The 17,153-nt window shown below is 56.9% G+C and carries 21 protein-coding genes; 14 read left to right on the forward strand and 7 right to left on the reverse strand.

The features are described 5' to 3' along the window. Nucleotide 1 precedes the first annotated feature (1 nt). From meaB to ACFO6X_RS04090, 8 genes are all read left to right on the forward strand, one after another. A complete protein-coding gene (meaB, locus tag ACFO6X_RS04055; protein WP_382430518.1) occupies nt 2-1,009 on the forward strand; it encodes a methylmalonyl Co-A mutase-associated GTPase MeaB in 1,008 nt (335 codons plus the stop codon). 49 nt (nt 1,010-1,058) lie between these two features. Then, the gene (locus ACFO6X_RS04060; protein ID WP_382430298.1) at nt 1,059-2,591 is read left to right on the forward strand and encodes an acyl-CoA carboxylase subunit beta; all 1,533 of its coding nucleotides are present in this window, start codon (nt 1,059-1,061) and stop codon (nt 2,589-2,591) included. A 27-nt stretch (nt 2,592-2,618) separates the two neighbouring features. Further along, entirely contained in the window at nt 2,619-4,673 is a 2,055-nt protein-coding gene (locus tag ACFO6X_RS04065) for an acetyl-CoA carboxylase biotin carboxylase subunit (RefSeq protein ID WP_382430300.1), read from the forward strand. 67 nt (nt 4,674-4,740) lie between these two features. Further along, entirely contained in the window at nt 4,741-5,211 is a 471-nt protein-coding gene (locus ACFO6X_RS04070) for a VOC family protein (protein ID WP_382430302.1), read from the forward strand. Further along, nucleotides 5,211-5,828, forward strand: a complete 618-nt coding sequence (locus ACFO6X_RS04075; protein ID WP_382430304.1) for a fused MFS/spermidine synthase — start codon at nt 5,211-5,213, stop codon at nt 5,826-5,828. Before ACFO6X_RS04070 ends, ACFO6X_RS04075 begins: the two co-directional genes overlap by 1 nt. Then, complete coding sequence (locus ACFO6X_RS04080; protein WP_382430306.1) at nt 5,825-6,742, forward strand: spermidine synthase; 918 nt, start codon at nt 5,825-5,827, stop codon at nt 6,740-6,742. Before ACFO6X_RS04075 ends, ACFO6X_RS04080 begins: the two co-directional genes overlap by 4 nt. 6 nt (nt 6,743-6,748) lie before the next feature. Next, on the forward strand, nt 6,749-7,642 hold the full coding sequence (locus tag ACFO6X_RS04085) for a DMT family transporter (protein WP_382430308.1): 894 nt from the start codon (nt 6,749-6,751) through the stop codon (nt 7,640-7,642). A 22-nt stretch (nt 7,643-7,664) separates the two neighbouring features. Beyond that, nucleotides 7,665-7,940, forward strand: coding sequence for a hypothetical protein (locus tag ACFO6X_RS04090; protein WP_382430310.1), 276 nt, complete (start codon nt 7,665-7,667; stop codon nt 7,938-7,940). A 27-nt stretch (nt 7,941-7,967) separates the two neighbouring features. Here ACFO6X_RS04090 and ACFO6X_RS04095 read toward each other — a convergent pair whose 3' ends face one another. The 4 genes from ACFO6X_RS04095 to ACFO6X_RS04110 all read right to left on the reverse strand — a co-directional run bounded on the left by ACFO6X_RS04095 (nt 7,968) and on the right by ACFO6X_RS04110 (nt 9,145). Then, nucleotides 7,968-8,162 carry a YgaP family membrane protein gene (locus ACFO6X_RS04095; RefSeq protein WP_382430312.1) on the reverse strand — a complete coding sequence of 65 codons (195 nt, stop codon included), beginning with the start codon at nt 8,160-8,162 and terminating at the stop codon, nt 7,968-7,970. 18 nt (nt 8,163-8,180) lie between these two features. Further along, nucleotides 8,181-8,561 carry a rhodanese-like domain-containing protein gene (locus tag ACFO6X_RS04100; RefSeq protein WP_382430314.1) on the reverse strand — a complete coding sequence of 127 codons (381 nt, stop codon included), beginning with the start codon at nt 8,559-8,561 and terminating at the stop codon, nt 8,181-8,183. 61 nt (nt 8,562-8,622) lie between these two features. Then, nucleotides 8,623-8,916 (reverse strand): rhodanese-like domain-containing protein, encoded by a 294-nt coding sequence (locus tag ACFO6X_RS04105; protein WP_382430316.1) that lies wholly within the window; start codon nt 8,914-8,916, stop codon nt 8,623-8,625. A 19-nt stretch (nt 8,917-8,935) separates the two neighbouring features. Continuing rightward, nucleotides 8,936-9,145, reverse strand: coding sequence for a YgaP family membrane protein (locus tag ACFO6X_RS04110; protein WP_382430318.1), 210 nt, complete (start codon nt 9,143-9,145; stop codon nt 8,936-8,938). A 141-nt stretch (nt 9,146-9,286) separates the two neighbouring features. Between ACFO6X_RS04110 and ACFO6X_RS04115 the strand changes: the two genes are divergently transcribed. Next, nucleotides 9,287-9,631 (forward strand): ArsR/SmtB family transcription factor, encoded by a 345-nt coding sequence (locus ACFO6X_RS04115; RefSeq protein WP_382430320.1) that lies wholly within the window; start codon nt 9,287-9,289, stop codon nt 9,629-9,631. 29 nt (nt 9,632-9,660) lie between these two features. Here ACFO6X_RS04115 and ACFO6X_RS04120 read toward each other — a convergent pair whose 3' ends face one another. Together ACFO6X_RS04120 and ACFO6X_RS04125 are read right to left on the reverse strand one after the other, a co-directional pair. After that, nucleotides 9,661-11,040 carry a heavy metal sensor histidine kinase gene (locus ACFO6X_RS04120; RefSeq protein WP_382430322.1) on the reverse strand — a complete coding sequence of 460 codons (1,380 nt, stop codon included), beginning with the start codon at nt 11,038-11,040 and terminating at the stop codon, nt 9,661-9,663. Beyond that, nucleotides 11,041-11,727 carry a heavy metal response regulator transcription factor gene (locus ACFO6X_RS04125; protein WP_382430324.1) on the reverse strand — a complete coding sequence of 229 codons (687 nt, stop codon included), beginning with the start codon at nt 11,725-11,727 and terminating at the stop codon, nt 11,041-11,043. It abuts the gene before it with no gap. A 153-nt stretch (nt 11,728-11,880) separates the two neighbouring features. Here ACFO6X_RS04125 and ACFO6X_RS04130 point away from each other — a divergent pair, with 153 nt between their 5' ends. The 5 genes from ACFO6X_RS04130 to ACFO6X_RS04150 all read left to right on the forward strand — a co-directional run bounded on the left by ACFO6X_RS04130 (nt 11,881) and on the right by ACFO6X_RS04150 (nt 16,004). Then, nucleotides 11,881-12,192 (forward strand): hypothetical protein, encoded by a 312-nt coding sequence (locus ACFO6X_RS04130; RefSeq protein WP_382430326.1) that lies wholly within the window; start codon nt 11,881-11,883, stop codon nt 12,190-12,192. Beyond that, nucleotides 12,189-13,622, forward strand: a complete 1,434-nt coding sequence (locus ACFO6X_RS04135) for a TolC family protein (RefSeq protein WP_382430328.1) — start codon at nt 12,189-12,191, stop codon at nt 13,620-13,622. Before ACFO6X_RS04130 ends, ACFO6X_RS04135 begins: the two co-directional genes overlap by 4 nt. A 16-nt stretch (nt 13,623-13,638) precedes the next feature. Next, on the forward strand, nt 13,639-15,060 hold the full coding sequence (locus tag ACFO6X_RS04140) for a multicopper oxidase family protein (RefSeq protein ID WP_382430330.1): 1,422 nt from the start codon (nt 13,639-13,641) through the stop codon (nt 15,058-15,060). A gap of 31 nt (nt 15,061-15,091) precedes the next feature. Continuing rightward, nucleotides 15,092-15,586: a cupredoxin domain-containing protein gene (locus ACFO6X_RS04145; protein WP_382430520.1), complete on the forward strand. Its 495-nt coding sequence runs from the start codon at nt 15,092-15,094 to the stop codon at nt 15,584-15,586. 64 nt (nt 15,587-15,650) lie between these two features. After that, nucleotides 15,651-16,004, forward strand: a complete 354-nt coding sequence (locus tag ACFO6X_RS04150; protein WP_382430332.1) for a copper-binding protein — start codon at nt 15,651-15,653, stop codon at nt 16,002-16,004. Between the two features lie 7 nt (nt 16,005-16,011). On the opposite strand, the gene ACFO6X_RS04155 is transcribed toward ACFO6X_RS04150, so the two are convergent. Further along, entirely contained in the window at nt 16,012-17,100 is a 1,089-nt protein-coding gene (locus ACFO6X_RS04155) for a tyrosine-type recombinase/integrase (RefSeq protein WP_382430334.1), read from the reverse strand. Nucleotides 17,101-17,153 lie beyond the last annotated feature (53 nt).

Below are 17,153 nucleotides of genomic sequence, written 5' to 3' on the forward strand. Positions count from 1 at the left end.
CATGGCCGTGCTGGCGCTGCAAGAAGCCCTGTTGCACGGCAATGCAGTGCAACAGCGGCGGGCGATGGCCAAGGCCATCACCCTGCTGGAGTCCACCCGGGCTGACCACCGCGCACAGGGCGATGAGCTGCTGACGGCCCTGTTGCCACACACCGGCAAAGCCTTGCGCTTGGGCATCAGCGGTGTGCCGGGGGTGGGCAAATCCACCTTTATCGAAACGCTGGGCCTGTATCTGATCGGCCAAGGACATCGGGTGGCAGTGCTGGCGATTGACCCGTCCAGTAGCGTCTCGGGTGGCTCCATTTTGGGTGACAAAACCCGCATGGAGCAGCTTTCGGTGCAAGAGCGGGCCTATATCCGCCCCAGCCCCAGCAGTGGCACGTTGGGCGGCGTGGCCGAAAAAACCCGCGAAGCCATGCTGGTCTGCGAAGCGGCTGGCTACGACATTGTGATTGTAGAAACCGTGGGTGTGGGCCAATCTGAAACCGCAGTCGCCAACATGACCGATATGTTTGTGCTGCTGCAATTGCCCAATGCCGGTGATGATTTGCAGGCGATTAAAAAAGGCGTGATGGAATTGGCCGATTTGGTCGTCATCAACAAGGCCGACATCGACAAAAACGCAGCCACGCGCGCCGAAGCGCAAATCACCTCCAGCCTGCGTTTGCTGGGCCAGCATGGCAACCCAGAACATGCCCACCACAATGAGGCGCTCTGGCATCCCAAGGTGGTGCAAATCAGCGCCCTGTTGGGCCAAGGTGTGGATGGCTTTTGGGCAGCGGTGTCGGAGTTCCGGCAACTGCAAACCACCAATGGCCGTTTGGCCGTCCGGCGCGAAAAACAAGCCCTGAGCTGGATGTGGGAACGCATTGATGCCGGGCTGAAGCTGGCTTTTCGTCAGCACCCGCAAGTACAGGCACTGCTACCGCACACGCTGGCGGATGTGGCGGCGGGCCGTTTGGCCCCCTCCACCGCTGCAAGAAATCTGCTTCTGGCCCATAGCCGCTAAACACCAGAAGCGCCCTTACCTCTCCCCCCTACACAACCAAAGGAACGACATGCACGAAATCCTAGAAAAACTGGAGCACAAGCGCGAACTCGCCCGCTTGGGCGGCGGTCAGCGCCGTATTGACGCACAACACGCCAAAGGCAAACTCACCGCCCGCGAGCGCATCGAGTTGCTGCTGGACGAAGGTACGTTTGAAGAATGGGATATGTTTGTCGAGCACCGTTGTGCCGACTTTGGCATGGCCGAGAACAAAATCCCCGGCGATGGTGTGGTCACTGGCTACGGCATGATCAATGGCCGTTTGGTGTTTGTGTTCAGCCAAGACTTCACTGTGTTTGGTGGTGCGCTGTCCGAAGCCCATGCAGAAAAAATCTGCAAGGTGATGGATCAAGCCATGAAGGTGGGCGCTCCGGTGATCGGCCTGAACGATTCGGGCGGTGCGCGTATTCAAGAAGGCGTAGCCAGCTTGGGCGGTTATGCCGATGTGTTCCAGCGCAACGTGTTGGCCTCGGGCGTGATTCCACAAATCAGCATGATCATGGGCCCCTGCGCTGGTGGCGCGGTCTATTCGCCCGCCATGACCGACTTTATCTGCATGGTCAAGGACAGCAGCTACATGTTCGTGACTGGCCCCGAAGTGGTCAAAACCGTGACGCACGAAGACGTAACGGCCGAAGAACTCGGCGGCGCGATTGCCCACAGCACCAAGAGCGGTGTGGCCGATTTGGCCTTTGAGAACGATGTCGAAGCATTGCTAATGCTGCGCCGCCTCTACAACTACCTGCCGCTGAACAACCGCGAAAAGCCCCCGGTGCGCCCCAGCAACGATCCGGCAGACCGCGCCGATATGTCGTTGGATACGCTGGTACCAGACAATCCAAACAAGCCCTACGACATGAAGGAGCTGATTGTCAAAACGGTGGACGATGGCGATTTCTTTGAGTTGCAGCCCGACTACGCCAAAAATATCGTGATTGGTTTTGGCCGCATGGAAGGCCAAACTGTGGGCATCGTAGCTAACCAGCCGCTGGTGCTGGCCGGTTGCTTGGACATCAAGAGCAGCATCAAGGCGGCCCGTTTTGTGCGCTTCTGCGATGCCTTCAACATCCCCGTGATTACCTTTGTCGATGTGCCCGGCTTTATGCCCGGTACCGCGCAAGAATACGGCGGCATCATCAAGCACGGCGCTAAGCTGCTGTACGCCTATGCGGAATGCACCGTGCCCAAGATCACCATCATCACGCGCAAAGCCTACGGCGGCGCTTATGACGTGATGAGCTCCAAGCACCTGCGCGGCGACGTGAACCTGTCGTGGCCCAATGCCGAAATTGCCGTGATGGGCGCTAAGGGTGCGGTAGAAATCATCTTCCGCGAAGACAAAAACGACCCGGTCAAGCTCGCTGCCCGCGAAGCCGAATACAAAGAACGCTTTGCCAACCCCTTCGTGGCCGGTGCGCGTGGCTTTATCGACGATGTGATTTTGCCGCACGAAACCCGCAAGCGCATTTGCCGCAGTTTGGTCATGCTGCGCGATAAGAAGCTCGACAACCCCTGGCGCAAGCACGGGAACATTCCGCTGTAAGTCTGCGCCATCCAGGAGAACGAGAACATGTTTACCAAAATTCTGATTGCCAACCGTGGCGAAATCGCCTGCCGCGTCATCGCTACCGCCCGCAAAATGGGCATTAAAACGGTCGCCGTGTATTCCGATGCCGACCGCGAAGCGCGCCACGTCAAGCTGGCCGACGAAGCCATCAACATTGGTGCTGCCCCCAGCCGCGAAAGCTACTTGCTGGCCGACAAAATCATTGCCGCTGCCAAGCAAACCGGCGCACAGGCCATCCACCCCGGCTATGGCTTCTTGAGTGAGAACGAAGCCTTCGCCCAGCGTTGCGAAGACGAAGGCATTGCCTTTATCGGCCCCAAGGCGCACTCGATTGCCGCTATGGGCGACAAAATCGCTTCCAAGAAGCTGGCCAATGCCGCCAAGGTCAACACCATTCCCGGCTACAACGATGCCATCTCTGGCCCCGAGCAAGCCGTGGAAATTGCCAAGGGCATTGGCTACCCTGTCATGATCAAGGCATCGGCCGGTGGTGGTGGCAAGGGTTTGCGCGTCGCTTTTAACGACAAGGAAGCCTTTGAAGGCTTTGCCAGCTGCCAAAACGAAGCCCGCAACAGCTTTGGCGATGACCGCATCTTTATCGAAAAATTCGTGCAAGAGCCGCGCCACATCGAAATCCAGATTTTGGGCGACAGCCACGGCAACGTCATTTACCTGAATGAGCGTGAATGCTCGATTCAGCGCCGCCACCAAAAGGTGATTGAAGAGGCGCCTAGCCCCTTCATCTCGGATGCCACGCGCAAAGCGATGGGCGAGCAAGCGGTGCAATTGGCCAAGGCCGTGAAGTACCAATCGGCTGGCACGGTCGAATTTGTGGTGGGCAAAGACCAAGACTTCTACTTCTTGGAAATGAACACCCGCTTGCAGGTAGAGCACCCGGTGACCGAGTGCATCACCGGCTTGGATTTGGTCGAGCTGATGATTCGCGTCGCCGCCGGTGAGTCCTTGCCCCTGACGCAAGAAGAAGTGAAGCGTGACGGCTGGGCAATTGAGTGCCGTATCAACGCCGAAGACCCCTTCCGCAACTTCCTGCCTTCGACTGGCCGTCTGGTGCGCTTCCAGCCGCCCGAAGAAAGCATGTTCCAGTCCGACACCAGCAAAAAGCATGGTGTGCGTGTGGATACCGGTGTGTACGAGGGTGGTGAAATCCCGATGTACTACGACTCGATGATTGCCAAACTCATCGTGCACGGTACTGATCGCAACGATGCCATCGCCAAAATGCGTGCTGCGCTGAATGGCTTTGTCATTCGCGGCATCAGCAGCAACATTCCGTTCCAAGCGGCACTGTTGGCCCATCCCAAGTTTGTCACCGGCCAATTCAACACCGGTTTTATCGCCGAGCACTACAGCCAAGGCTTCCATGCAGCCGATGTGCCGCACGAAGACCCGCTGTTCTTGGTGGCTTTGGCCGCTTACATGAATCGCCGTTACCGCGCTCGCGCCTCGGGCATCAGCGGTCAGTTGGCTGGGCACGAAGTCAAAGTGGGCGAGAAATTCACTGTGGCCGTGTTGGGTGTGGGTGGCCACAACGAATACCACCAAGTCTCGGTGAGTGATTTTGAAGTAGCAGGCCACGCCCGCTCCAGCGCCGTGCTGGTAGATGGCAAAACCTACCAAATCAGCAGCACCGCTACGCTGGGCCAAATTCGCGTGCAGGGCCAATGCAATGGCATGGGCTTTACTGCCCAAGTCGAGCGCGGCACGGCCAAAAACCCGCTGGCCCTGCGTATCAGCCACAACGGCACGCAAATCGAAGCGATGGTGTTGTCGCCCCGTGGGGCTGAGCTGCATGCGCTCATGCCCTACAAGGCACCGCCAGATTTGTCCAAGTTCTTGCTCTCGCCCATGCCCGGCCTGCTGGTGGATGTGGCGGTGCAGCCCGGCCAAACCGTGCAAGCGGGTGAAAAGCTGGCCGTGATTGAGGCCATGAAGATGGAGAATGTGCTGTTTGCGGCCCAAGATGGCGTGGTTGGCAAAATTGTGGCCGCCAAGGGCGAATCGCTCAGCGTGGACCAAGTGATTATTGAATTTGCCTAAAACGCAGCTTCAAACCACTCCAAGGGGCCTTGTGCCCCTTTTTTATCGCAAAATCGGAGGCATTCTTATGAGCACCACTCCCCGTCCGTTCAAAGTGCTGGGCATCCAGCAAGTCGCCATTGGTGGCACCGACAAGCAACGCATGAAAACCCTGTGGGTCGATATGCTGGGCTTAGAGCAAACCGGCACTTTCCAAAGTGAGCGTGAAAACGTGGATGAAGACATCCTCGCCATGGGCCAAGGCGCATTCAAGGTCGAAGTAGACATCATGCAGCCACTGGACATCGAGAAAAAACCCGCCGTCCACACCACGCCGCTCAACCACATTGGCCTGTGGATTGACAACCTGCCCGTGGCTGTGGAATGGCTCACCGCCCAAGGGGTGCGCTTTGCCCCCGGTGGTATCCGCAAAGGCGCTGCGGGTTACGACATCACCTTTTTGCACCCCAAGAGCAACGAGCAGTTCCCTATTGCCGGTGAAGGCGTGCTGATTGAGTTGGTGCAAGCCCCCCCCGAAGTGATTGCGGCCTTGGGTTGATGCTGCCCCTGCGCCACCTGCTGATTTACAAAGCCGCGGGCTGGAGCGGCTTTTTTGTCATGGGCGTAGAGCTGTTGGGCGGGCGCTTGCTGGCCCCGTTTTTTGGCAACAGCATCTTTGTCTGGGGTGGCGTGATTGCCGTGTTCATGGCCTGCCTGTCGGTGGGCTATTTGCTGGGCGGGCGCTTATCGTTACAGCAGCCCTCTTTGACCAAACTGGGACTGTTGCTGCTGGGCGAGGCCGTACTGGCCCTGCCCATTATTGTGCTGGGCGATACCGTGCTAGAGGCTTTATCCGAGGCCATCCCTGACCCACGCTATGGCTCTTTATTCGGCTCGTTGTTGCTGTTTGGTGCGCCCACGGTGTTCTCGGGCATGATTTCGCCTTATGCCGTGCGCTTGCTGATTGTGGCACTCGACAGCTCTGGCTTGTCAGCCGGGCGTTTGTATTTTGTCTCGACCTTGGGGTCTGCGGCAGGCACACTGATCACATCGTTCTATTTGGTGCTTTACCTAGAAATCCACACCATCTTGCTGTGCTTGATGGCTGTTTCAGCCAGTATAGGGCTGGCCTTGATGGTGCTAGACCGGCTGCCGTTGGCTAAACTGCCCCGATGATGCTGCGCCACCATCAGCTCGCCACCATCCCTGTGCTGGCATCGGCCTTGTTGGCTACACCAGCCTATGCCATGCAGGAAGACAAGTTTCAACTGCTACACACCATTTACCAAGAAAAATCCCTGTACCGCAACATTTTGGTGGTGGAAAGCGAAGACGGTAGCTACCGCTGCATGAAGTTTGGCCGCCTGCATGCGCGGCAAACTTGTATCCACCTCATGCAACCGCAACGCTTGGTACTCAATTACACCAAGGGCTTATTGGCGGCACTGTACATGGCCCCCGCTCCGCGCAAGGTACTGATTATTGGGCTGGGTGGCGGTGTTTTGCCGATGGCGCTGCACACGCTCGATGCACAGTTAGAAATTGACACCGTGGAGTTAGACCCGGCGGTGGTCAAAGTGGCACGCTCGCATTTTCGCTACCAAGAAAATGCCCATGTGCGCACCCATGTGCAAGATGCCCGCGTATTTGTGCGCCAGCAGCAGCGGCGCGCAGCACAATACGATGTGGTGCTGGTCGATGCGTTTGACCGCGATTACATTCCAGAGCATCTGCTTACGCGCGAGTTTTTGCAGCAGTTGCATAGCCTGCTCACCCCCAACGGTGTGCTGGCGGCCAACACTTTTGCCGCCGGTGCGCTGGCTCGCCATGAGGCCGCTACTTACCAAGCCGTTTTTGGGCAACTCTACCAAGTGGAGTTGCATGGCGGCAACCGTATTTTGTTTGCCCGCCGCGATGGTCTGCCTCCGTTGTCGGCAGTGCAACACCATGCACAGGCATGGGAACAGCGGCTGGCCCTGTTCGGCCTGTCTTCTGCCGATTTGCTGCCTCGCTTTAGCCTTCAGCCCCAAGCTGTGGGGGTCAAGGTGCTCACAGACCAGTATTCACCCTCCAACTTGCTGCTGCCATAGATACAGATGCACTCCACCCCAACCACCGGGCTATCAAGCATTTTGACCCCACTGTATCCATTGCTTTTTGTCGCTTTGTGGAGCACTGGGTTTATTGGAGCCAAGTTTGGGCTGCCAGATGCAGAGCCTTTAACCTTTCTGTGTTGGCGCTATCTGTGTGTGCTGGTGCTGATGGGTATGGCCGCTTGGCTGATGCGTGCGCCTTGGCCGCGCACCGCAAGGCAATGGCTGCATATTGGTGTCTCTGGGTTGTTGGTGCATGGGGTCTACCTCAGTGGTGTGTTTGTGGCTATCAGCCATGGCTTGCCTGCCGGGGTAACGGCCTTGGTGGTGGGCTTGCAACCTTTATTGACCGCTTTGGGGGCAGGGGTGTTCTTGGGCGAACGTGTCCGCACAACCCAATGGATGGGTTTGGGACTAGGGTTTGTTGGCGTCGGTTTGGTGGTAGCGCACAAGGTGGTGGCCGATACCAGTGGCACCGCTTTGCTGACGATGTTGTTGCCCGCTGTTTTTGCCTTGCTGGGCATTACCGCTGGCACCTTGTACCAAAAGCGGTTTTGTCCAGCCTTTGATTTGCGCAGTGGTTCGGTGATTCAGTTTTTACCTTGTCTGCTCCTGACCGCACTGGTAGCCTATCAAACAGAAACCATGACCGTGCATTGGAGCAGTGACTTTGTTTTTGCCTTGGGCTGGTTGGTTCTGGTGCTGTCTGTTGGGGCTATTAGTTTGCTCAACACGCTTATCCGTCGGGGCAGTGCTGTCAATGTAGCCAGCTTGTTTTACCTCACGCCCCCCACTACTGCATTGATGGCATGGGCGTTGTTTGGCGAGACCTTGACCGGCTTGGCGCTGATAGGTATGGGCCTGACCGCCTTGGGGGTCTGGTTGGCTCGTAAGTGAAATCTGCGATATTGTCTGGAAGATGAACCATAAAACCAGCCCACACAGCCCACCGTTGTTGACCGAGCAAGAGCTGGGCGCCCTACTGCAACGCAAAGCAGCTATCCAAGCCAACCTCAAAACAGGCTCAACAGTGGCAGGGGCGTGCAGCACGTCTTCGCCCGCAGCGGCTTGTCCAGGTTGCGGCTGCGGTCAGGGGGCCGAACACCCATCCGCAGGAATAAACCGCCTGTTCAAGCCCATACTGGCCGCTGTGGTCATAGCAGTGGTGGCCGCCTTGGTGTTTTGGCAAACATAAAGCGATAGCCCCCAGTGCTATCTCGGTTCAGGGTTTGTTGAGAGGGCAGGTATTGATGCCCAGCAGGGTGTAAGCAGGGCAAAAACGAAACACCCCTGTCAGCAGCGGCACCACACCGATCCAGCCCCACCAGCCCACAGTACCTGTGGCGGCCAAAGCGATCAGCACCAACCCGACAGCAATACGCAAAATACGGTCAATTCCACCAATATTGGTTTTCATGTTTTTTCCTGGGTGTTTTTAGTCAAACGAGGGTTGTTCTGGTTTGGCAATGGGTTTGGCAGCAGCAGTCCAAGCATCAAAGCCACCAGCAATGGATTGCACATTCAAATAGCCCATCTCTTGCATGGCCCGAGCCGCCAAGGCCGCTCGGCCACTGGTCTTGCAATACAGCACGATCTTGAGGTCTCGGGGTTCCATCGCTGGGGTGCTGCTCAATCGAAACTCCAACAAGCCCCGCGGCACCAGAATGGCTCCAGGCAAGTGACCTGCGGCAAACTCATCGGCCTCGCGCACATCCAGCAGCAGGTCGGCATCGCGGATGGCTTGTTCTGCATCGTCGAGCGATACCTCGCGGATGCCGCTTTTGGCTTGGACGACCAAATCATGGGCTGTTTTCATCAGGGTGTCCTTGTGTAAGAGAGAGATTCCGGCGGAATAAGGGCACGGGTACGGTGTGTTCTCAAAGGCGTTGGACTGCGCGGCCCAGTTGCAAAGCGACCGTGCTAACACCACCGCCGTTGATGGCTTGGGCGTATCCGGTTTGCTGTAACCATTGCACGGCCATGCCCGAACGGGCACCAGACAGGCAATAGACCAGCAAGGGCCGGTTCTTGTCAGGTAAGGTATGGGCTGCTTCTTGGGTCAGTCGGTCTAGGGGTACATTGATGGCCCCAGCAACATGGCCTGCCGCGAACTCGCCGGGCGAGCGCACATCCACCAACAGACAATTTTCTACATCGATCCGATTTTGCACAGCGGTTTCCTTCTGGCACTCAGCAGCCGGGTTGCACACCAAATTTGCGCAATAGGGTTTCCATCAGGCACCAGCGGGTCACGGCACTCTGCAACAAATTGGCACCCACAAAAGCCGTAAAGGCCAGCCACCATTGGCTCATGAAGATGGGGCTGCCCGGAACACCCAGTGCCAACGATAAAAGAATGAACATGCCTGCTACCAAGCGCACGATTTGCCAAGAGGTCATGACCTTGCTCCTTCATATCAAAAACCGAATAACTTAATGATTATTTAACTAATCATCTAATTAGTCAAATGGAGTAACATTCGTTCCATCCAGCAGCATGGATGTGTCGATGTGGCCTCACTGTCTGTTCTTTCCTTTTCCATGAAGAATCTCCCTCCAGAAGCCCTGCAACAAGTAGCCAGTTACTTCCATGTGTTGGCGGAGCCAACGCGTCTGCGCATCCTGAATTTTTTGCGTCAGGAAGAGCACAACGTTGGTGAGTTAGCGCAGTTGTGTGGCTACACCGCCGCTAATATTTCGCGGCATTTGTCATTGATGATGCAGCAGGGGTTGGTCGCCCGTGAGAGTCGGGGCACCTGTGTCTACTACCGCATTGCCGATCCTTCGGTGTATGCCCTGTGCGATTTGGTCTGCGACAGCATCGCCCGCCAGTTTGAGCGTGCCAGCGAAAACCGCCAGGCGCTGCTCAGTCGCACAGCAGCCTGAGTTGCACCCTCCCTACACCGCGCCTTGTGTCAGGTAGGAAACACCAAAGTAAAACGTGTGATGCCGTGGGCAGAACTCACGCTGGTGTGGCCTCCGTGTGCCTCCACGATGGCTTTGGTGATGGCCAAACCCAACCCAGCACCCTCAGAAGTGGGATGTGTGCGTGCGGGGTCAGCGCGGTAAAAACGCTCAAACAGGCGTGGCAACGCGGATGGATCAATGTCTTGACCTGTATTTTCAACAGAGACTTGGGTGCCAGTGGGCAAAGTGACCACGGTCAGCCTGACGTTACCGCCTGCCGGGGTATGGCGCAGCGCATTCGATAGCAGGTTGCTCAGCGCCCGGCGGAACATCAGTCTATCCCCCTCAATGCTGCCATTGCCTTGCAAGGTGAGCTGAATGTCTTTGTCCTCCGCTACGGCCTCGTAAAAGTCCAGCAGAGTCTGCGCTTCATCGGCAGCCATGAAGCGTTCTTTGTGGGGCAGATCCACACCACGCTCTGTCTTAGTGAGCAGCAACATGTCCGACACCATGCGGGCCAGGCGTTGCATTTCTTCGGCGTTGGAGGCCAGTATGTCGCGATACGCTACGTTGTCTCTGGGGGCAGCCAAAGTCACTTGTGTTTGGGTGAGCAAATTGCTGATGGGGGTGCGTAGCTCGTGGGCCAGATCTGAAGAAAACTCCGATAGCCGTCGGAAATCGTCTTGCAGCCGCTCTAGCATCTGGTTGAGGGTCTGGGCCAGATCGGCCATTTCAATGGGCACGGCCTGCACCGGCATACATGCTTGCAGGCGTTGAGCGGTGACTGCTGCTGCGTGGGTTTTGATGGCCCGTAGCGGAGCCAAACCGTAGTAAATAGCCAGCCAACCCAGCAGACCACTTACCAGTATGGCCACCAGCGCATACAACCCCAGTGTTTGCAGCAGGTCATCCAAAAAATGCTGGTGATGGACGGTGTCCATAGCCAAGGTAATCTCTAATTGGGTGATGGGTTGGTACTGCGTCTGGGCTTTGAACTGTTGGGTGCGAAATTGCCTGTGCTGGTGGTGCCACCACCCAAGCAGGGCATGCAGAGATGCTTCTTGTTCGGGAGGCAACAAGCGGTCTGTTGGTGGAAAGCCATCGGTCTGAAACAGTGACTTTCCTTCTGCGCTGACGACACGTACAAACAGCCCATGATGGTGGTTGAGTGTTTCAGACAGGCGCTGGTGTATGTCTTGGGCAGAATGGGCGCTGGTCAGAATATCTTCGATAAGGTGCTGCTTGTCTTGCAGAGAGCTGCGATCGAGTTCAATAAAGTGACGGTCTGCCGCCAGCATAAAGAGCCCGCCTAATCCCAGCACTACGCTGGCAGCAACCAAAGTAAAAAACAAGGTCAGGCGGCCACTCAGAGACAGACGGTGCAGCATTCAAGGCTCTTGTGGCATTTCTAGTACATAGCCCATGCCACGCACGGTTTGGATCAACTTGACGGGCTGCCCATCGTCAATTTTTAGCCGCAATCGACGCATTGCTACTTCGATCACATTGGTGTCGGAATCGAAGTTCATGTCCCACACCTGCGATGCGATCAGCGAACGCGGCAAAATCTCGCCTTGGCGCCGCATCAGCAACTCCAACAAGCCAAATTCTTTGGCCGTCAGATCAATGCGCCGTCCACCTCGGGTGATACGGCGGCGCAGCAAATCGAGTTCCAAATCGGCCACACGCAAGGTGTCGCTGTTCATGCCATTGCCACGTCCGCGCCGCAGTATGGTTCGCACGCGGGCCAACAATTCGGCAAAAGAGAAGGGTTTGACCAGATAGTCGTCAGCCCCCAACTCTAGCCCCTTGACGCGGTCTTCTACCTGATCGCGTGCGGTCAAAAACAGCACAGGCATTTCCAACCCACGCTGTCGCAGCGATGCCAACACCTGCCAGCCGTTCAGTGTGGGCAGCATCACATCCAAAATGACCAGATCGTATTCACCGTGCAGGGCCAAGTGCAGCCCATCGCTGCCGTTTGGTGCCAGATCGGCCACAAACCCAGCCTCATTCAGGCCTTGGCACAGGTATTCACCGGTTTTGGGTTCATCTTCAATAATCAATATTTTCACCGGCCCGCTCCACGTATCGTTGCCTATCAGTCTGCCAGCAAATGGCCCGTCTGCCCGCAAGATGACATGAATGTCATTTTCGGCTCATGTTTTTGACAGAGAGGCGGCGGCAAAATCTTGCCATCCGTGTCAATGCCTTGAGAGGAGCCCACAGTGAGCCCCCCCCCTTCGCCCCTGTTCAAATGCTTGCTTCTGTGGTCTGGTTGGCTGATCGCTGGGGCTGCGCTGGCGGCACCGCCAGAGAAAGGCAGCGCCAATTCAGCACCCATCACATTGCAATACACCTCGGCCATTGCCAGTTATCGGCCATATACGGATCAGGCCGTGCAATCTTGGTACAACGCCAACGACCGCGTAGGCCAGATCGGTGGCTGGCGCGCGTATGCCAAGGAAGCAGCAATGGGGGCTGCTGCGCCAGTCCCTGTCGATCCCCATGCCGGTCATCATGGGGAGGCCCAGCGATGAATTGGTCGAGCACCGCCCACTGGGGAAAATGGGTTTGGGCATTTGTTGCTGTGGGAGGCTTGTCTGGTTGCGCCAGTGTCAGCCTTGAACAAAACCTTGGCCGTATCCAAGCTAATGTGGCAGGGTTGACTGAAGGCCAACTGGTCTTGGCCCAAAGCAGCCAAGAGCATCAACAGTATGCCCAACGGGCCAACCAACTGCTGAGCCGCCCCGTAGGGCAGCAAGAGGCCGTACAGATCGCATTAACCAACAGCCATGCGTTGCAAGCCTTGTTGGCACAGGGATGGGCAGAAGCTGCTGATGCGGCACAAACAGGGCGTATGACCAATCCGCAGTTTACTTTTGAGCGTATGGTGGCTGGCGATGGATTGGAGCTGGGTCGTGCGTTGTCGTTTGGCTTGTGGGATCTTATAACCTTGCCTGCCCGCGCTGGACTTGCAGAACGCCGCATCGAACAGGCGCAGCTGCGTTTATCCATAGAGGTGGTGGATCGTGTGACGCAGGTGCGTCAGGCTTGGGTGAGTGCGGTGGCAGCACAGCAAACGTTGGCTTATGCGCGACAAGTATTCACCAGTGCCGAAGCAGGTGCTGAACTGGCACGGCGTATGCAGTCGGTGGGTAACTTCAATCGCCTCAGTCGTGCGCGTGAACAGTCTTTTTATGCCGAGGCTGCCACCCGACTGGCCACAGCCCAGCACCAAGCCATTGCCCGCAAAGAGGAGCTGGTGCGTTTGCTAGGGCTGGATGAGTCGCAGGCCCAGCAGCTCAAACTGCCCGAGCGTTTGCCCGATCTGCCCCCTGCTGTGCTGGCGCCCGATGTTGTGGGTGCACAGGCCACGCAAGGGCGGCTGGACATCCGACTGGCCCAAAACGCACTGACCAGTGCAGGCAAGGCACAAGGCTTGAACATTGTCACCAGTTTCACAGACATTGAACTGACCGCCCGGCGCAACACCACATTTGACGACATGGCTGGAGGGCATGCCCATCCGCGTGGATGGGAGGTGGCAGTGCGGCTGCCAATTTTTGATGGAGGCGGTATGCAGCGAGATGCTTGGAACGCACAGACCCTGGCAGCAGCCCATCGGCTAGAGGCCACGGTGCGCGCCGCAGGCTCTACCCTGCGTGAGAGCTATTCGGCCTACCGCACGGCCTACGATGTGGCAAAGCACTATCGGGACGAGGTGGTGCCCTTGCGCCGAGTGATCTCCGAAGAAAACCAGTTGCGTTACAACGGCATGTTGATAGGTGTCTTTGAGTTGTTGGCAGACGCCCGCGATCAGGTGGGCACAGTCATGGCTGCTATTGATGCACAGCAGCAATTTTGGCAGGCCGATGCTGCCTTGCAGGCCTCTTTGTTGGGGCGTCCCACGATGACTTCTTTGTCGGTAACGTCCCTTGTGCCCAGCAGTGGTGGCGCTGGGCATTGAATACAAGAGGAACACCATGACATCCAGACGAGACTTTTTCCAATGGGCTGGTATCGCCGGTGGTGCGGTGGCAGCCAGTACCGTCAGCCGTGTGGCACTCGCCGCTTTGCCCGAGCCGGTGTTGCAAACCCATCCCCACACCATGCCTCCACTGTTGCCCAGCACAGGACGCTCTTACAACCCGGTGGTTACACTCAATGGTTGGACGCTTCCTTGGCGCATGAACAACGGCATCAAGGAGTTTCATTTGGTGGCCGAACCCGTGGTGCGTGAGATGGCCCCCGGTTTCAAGGCCCATTTGTGGGGTTACAACGGCCAAAGCCCCGGCCCCACCATCGAAGTGGTGGAAGGCGACCGCGTGCGCATTTTTGTCACGAATAAACTGCCGGAACACACCAGTGTTCATTGGCATGGCCAGCGTCTGCCCAATGGTATGGATGGCGTGGCCGGTTTGACCCAGCCAGCCATCCAGCCAGGCAAAACCTTTGTATACGAGTTTGTGGCACGCCGTCCGGGCACCTTCATGTACCACCCGCATGCAGATGAAATGACACAAATGGCAATGGGCATGATGGGTTTTTGGGTCACACACCCCAAAGGCAAGCACCCCCTGATTGACGAGGTGCAGCGCGACTTCTGTTTCTTGCTCAATGCCTACGACATTGACCCCGGCAGCTACACCCCCAAGACGATGACGATGCTGGATTTCAACTTGTGGGGTTGGAACAGTCGCATCTTTCCTGGCATTGATTCCCTGAATGTTCGCTTGAACGATAAGGTGCGCATTCGCATAGGCAATTTGACAATGACAAATCACCCGATCCACCTGCATGGACATGAGTTTCTCATCACGGGCACCGATGGCGGCCCCACACCCAAAAGCACCCGCTGGCATGAAGTCACCACCGATATCGCTGTCGGACAAATGCGACAACTCGAATTTTTAGCTGATGAGGAAGGCGACTGGGCATTCCACTGTCACAAAAGCCACCACACCATGAATGCTATGGGCCATAACGTGCCCAACTTGATTGGTGTTGATCACCGTGGGATTGCCAAGAAGATCAATGCCTTGATTCCAGACTATATGGTGATGGGCGAGCGCGGCATGGCCGACATGACTGAAATGGAGATGCCCATCCCAGACAACACCATCCCGATGATGACTGGGGATGGCCCATTCGGATCGGTAGAAATGGGCGGTATGTTCAGTGTGTTGAAGGTGCGTCGTGACCAAAAGCCGGGCGACTACAGCAACCCAGGCTGGTTCAAGCACCCCCAAGGCACGATGGCCCACGAATACACCGGCCCACTTGCCGAGCCAGCACGGTTCAAGGCCGAGGGGGGGCAATCGATGCCGCGCCACCAAAAGCCTGTTACCCCGACCGAAGTTAAGGTACGTAAGCCCAGTGCCAGTGGTGGTCATGACCACCACTGACCCAGCCCATCTCATTCTAGGAACAGTGGCAATGATCCATACAAGCCGTGTACTTCATGGTGTGACAGTTGCGGTGGCGCTGGCGCTGTCCGGCACCGCCTTTGCCAGCGCAAGCCATGCAGGTGGCCACGGGCATCACAGCGACGAGACCGCGATCGGCAAGCCTGGCATAACCAGCCAAGCGCGTCAGACCATCACCATCGAGATGGCCGACAACATGCGCTACACACCTGCCAATATCCGCGTCAAGCAGGGTGAGACTGTGCGCTTTATCGTCAAGAACAAAGGACAAGTCAAACATGAACTGAGTTTGGGCACTCAGCGCGAATTGCTCGAACACTTGGAACAGATGAAAAAGTTTCCTGATATGGAACACGACGAGCCTAGCAAAATTACCCTGGCCCCCGGTGAGCAAGGGGAAATCGTCTGGCAATTCACCCAAGCCGGTATCGTGAACTTTGCTTGCCTGATGCTAGGACACTATGAGTCCGGAATGAGGGGGCAGGTCAAGGTCAGCAAACAATAGTCGGCACCCGGCAAGCACAGGATGCAGACGTCATTGCGCTCAACACATACCCATGAGAATCACTATGCACATTGTCCAAACTATCACCACTGTCTCTGCCCTGACCATAGGCATGGCCCTGCCATTGAGCAGCATGGCACAAACCACGGCCACTATGGATCACCACAGCCAGATGGAAATGCCACAGACCACTGCAGCCATGACCGAAGGCGAGGTCAAGAAGGTGGATATGGATGCGGGGAAAATCACGATCAAGCATGGGCCAATTCAGCATCTGGACATGCCCAGCATGACAATGGTCTTTACGGCCCAAGACAAAAGCCTACTTGCCCATGTCAAGCCTGGGGATAAGGTGTTGTTTATGGCGGCGCACCAGGGCGGAAAGATGGTCGTTACCGCCATGACGCCTGTTCGCTAGCGATGGCTCACCGCGTTTCATGTTTTTCTAAAAGTTGTGCCGCCGGGTTCAGTACGCTGGTCTGCGCCCGAAAATAGCCCAGCACCGTGGCCACACTTTGGTGGCCTGTCATTGCCATCGTATCGGCCAAGGGTACGTTTTGGCGTCCAGCCTCTGTGACAAAGCCCGAGCGCAAGGAGTGCGCCGAAAAATCCCCCTCCACACCTGCCAGTGCGCAACGTGTTCGCACAATGTCACGCACCGCTGCGGCTGACAATGCTCCCCCTAGGTGCCCGCCCTTGAGCACCCGCCGAAAAATAGCTCCTGTGGTGATGCCACTGGCATCCAACCAAGATTGCAGCGCCTGCCCTGCCACCCCCAAGAGTGGTTTGTGGTTTTCTGGTCGGTCTTGCCCGCTTTGGTTGGTTTTGGAGTGGTACAGGGTGTAGACGAATTCGCTGGGTCCCAGTCGCCGCAGATGGTGCATTTCGGCCTCTGCTACTTCTGAACGCCTGCGCCCGCCACTGGCCCAGGCAAACAACAGCAGCGCCCGGTCGCGCCGCCCACGCAAGGAATCGTCGCAGGTGGCTAGCAGTGCCTGGAGGGTGTCTTTGGTCAAGGCCGCCTTTTTTTGTGCCAGGGCACCACGCCGAGCATAGGCTTTGCGCGTGCGCGACAGCAAATCGCGCACCTGCACGTCCATGCACGGGTTGGCTAGTCCGCGCAATTGGTGGGCCTTGGACATGACCGCCACACGATGTGCCAAGGTGGCGTAGGCCATCGGGCCACTTTTGCCTTTGTACCCCTCTTGTTGCAATCGTTCGGCAATGGCTGCGGGCAATTCGGCAGCCAAGCCCTTGGCCGTCATGCGCTGAGCGTGATCGACGATGAACTGAAAGATGCAAGCCACAGGCAGCGGCAATTGGATACGGCTGCCATAACGCAAACCGTACCACGCAGCCCAGTAACGCATGGCGGCCCGATAGCTGGCCACAGTGTTTTGCGATTCGCCTTCCTGCATCAGGGCATCTATGGCGTTCTGCGTCAGATCGCTCAAGGTGCTGGGCTGCAAAGGGCTCGCCGTATCGACCAAAGGCATGTTGTTTGGTGTTTCCATTGCTTTATTGTTATATAAATAACATTGTATGTATGATATATTACAAATATTAA

It is taken from the genome of Giesbergeria sinuosa (assembly GCF_042652905.1).
GTDB lineage: Bacteria > Pseudomonadota > Gammaproteobacteria > Burkholderiales > Burkholderiaceae_C > Simplicispira > Simplicispira sinuosa.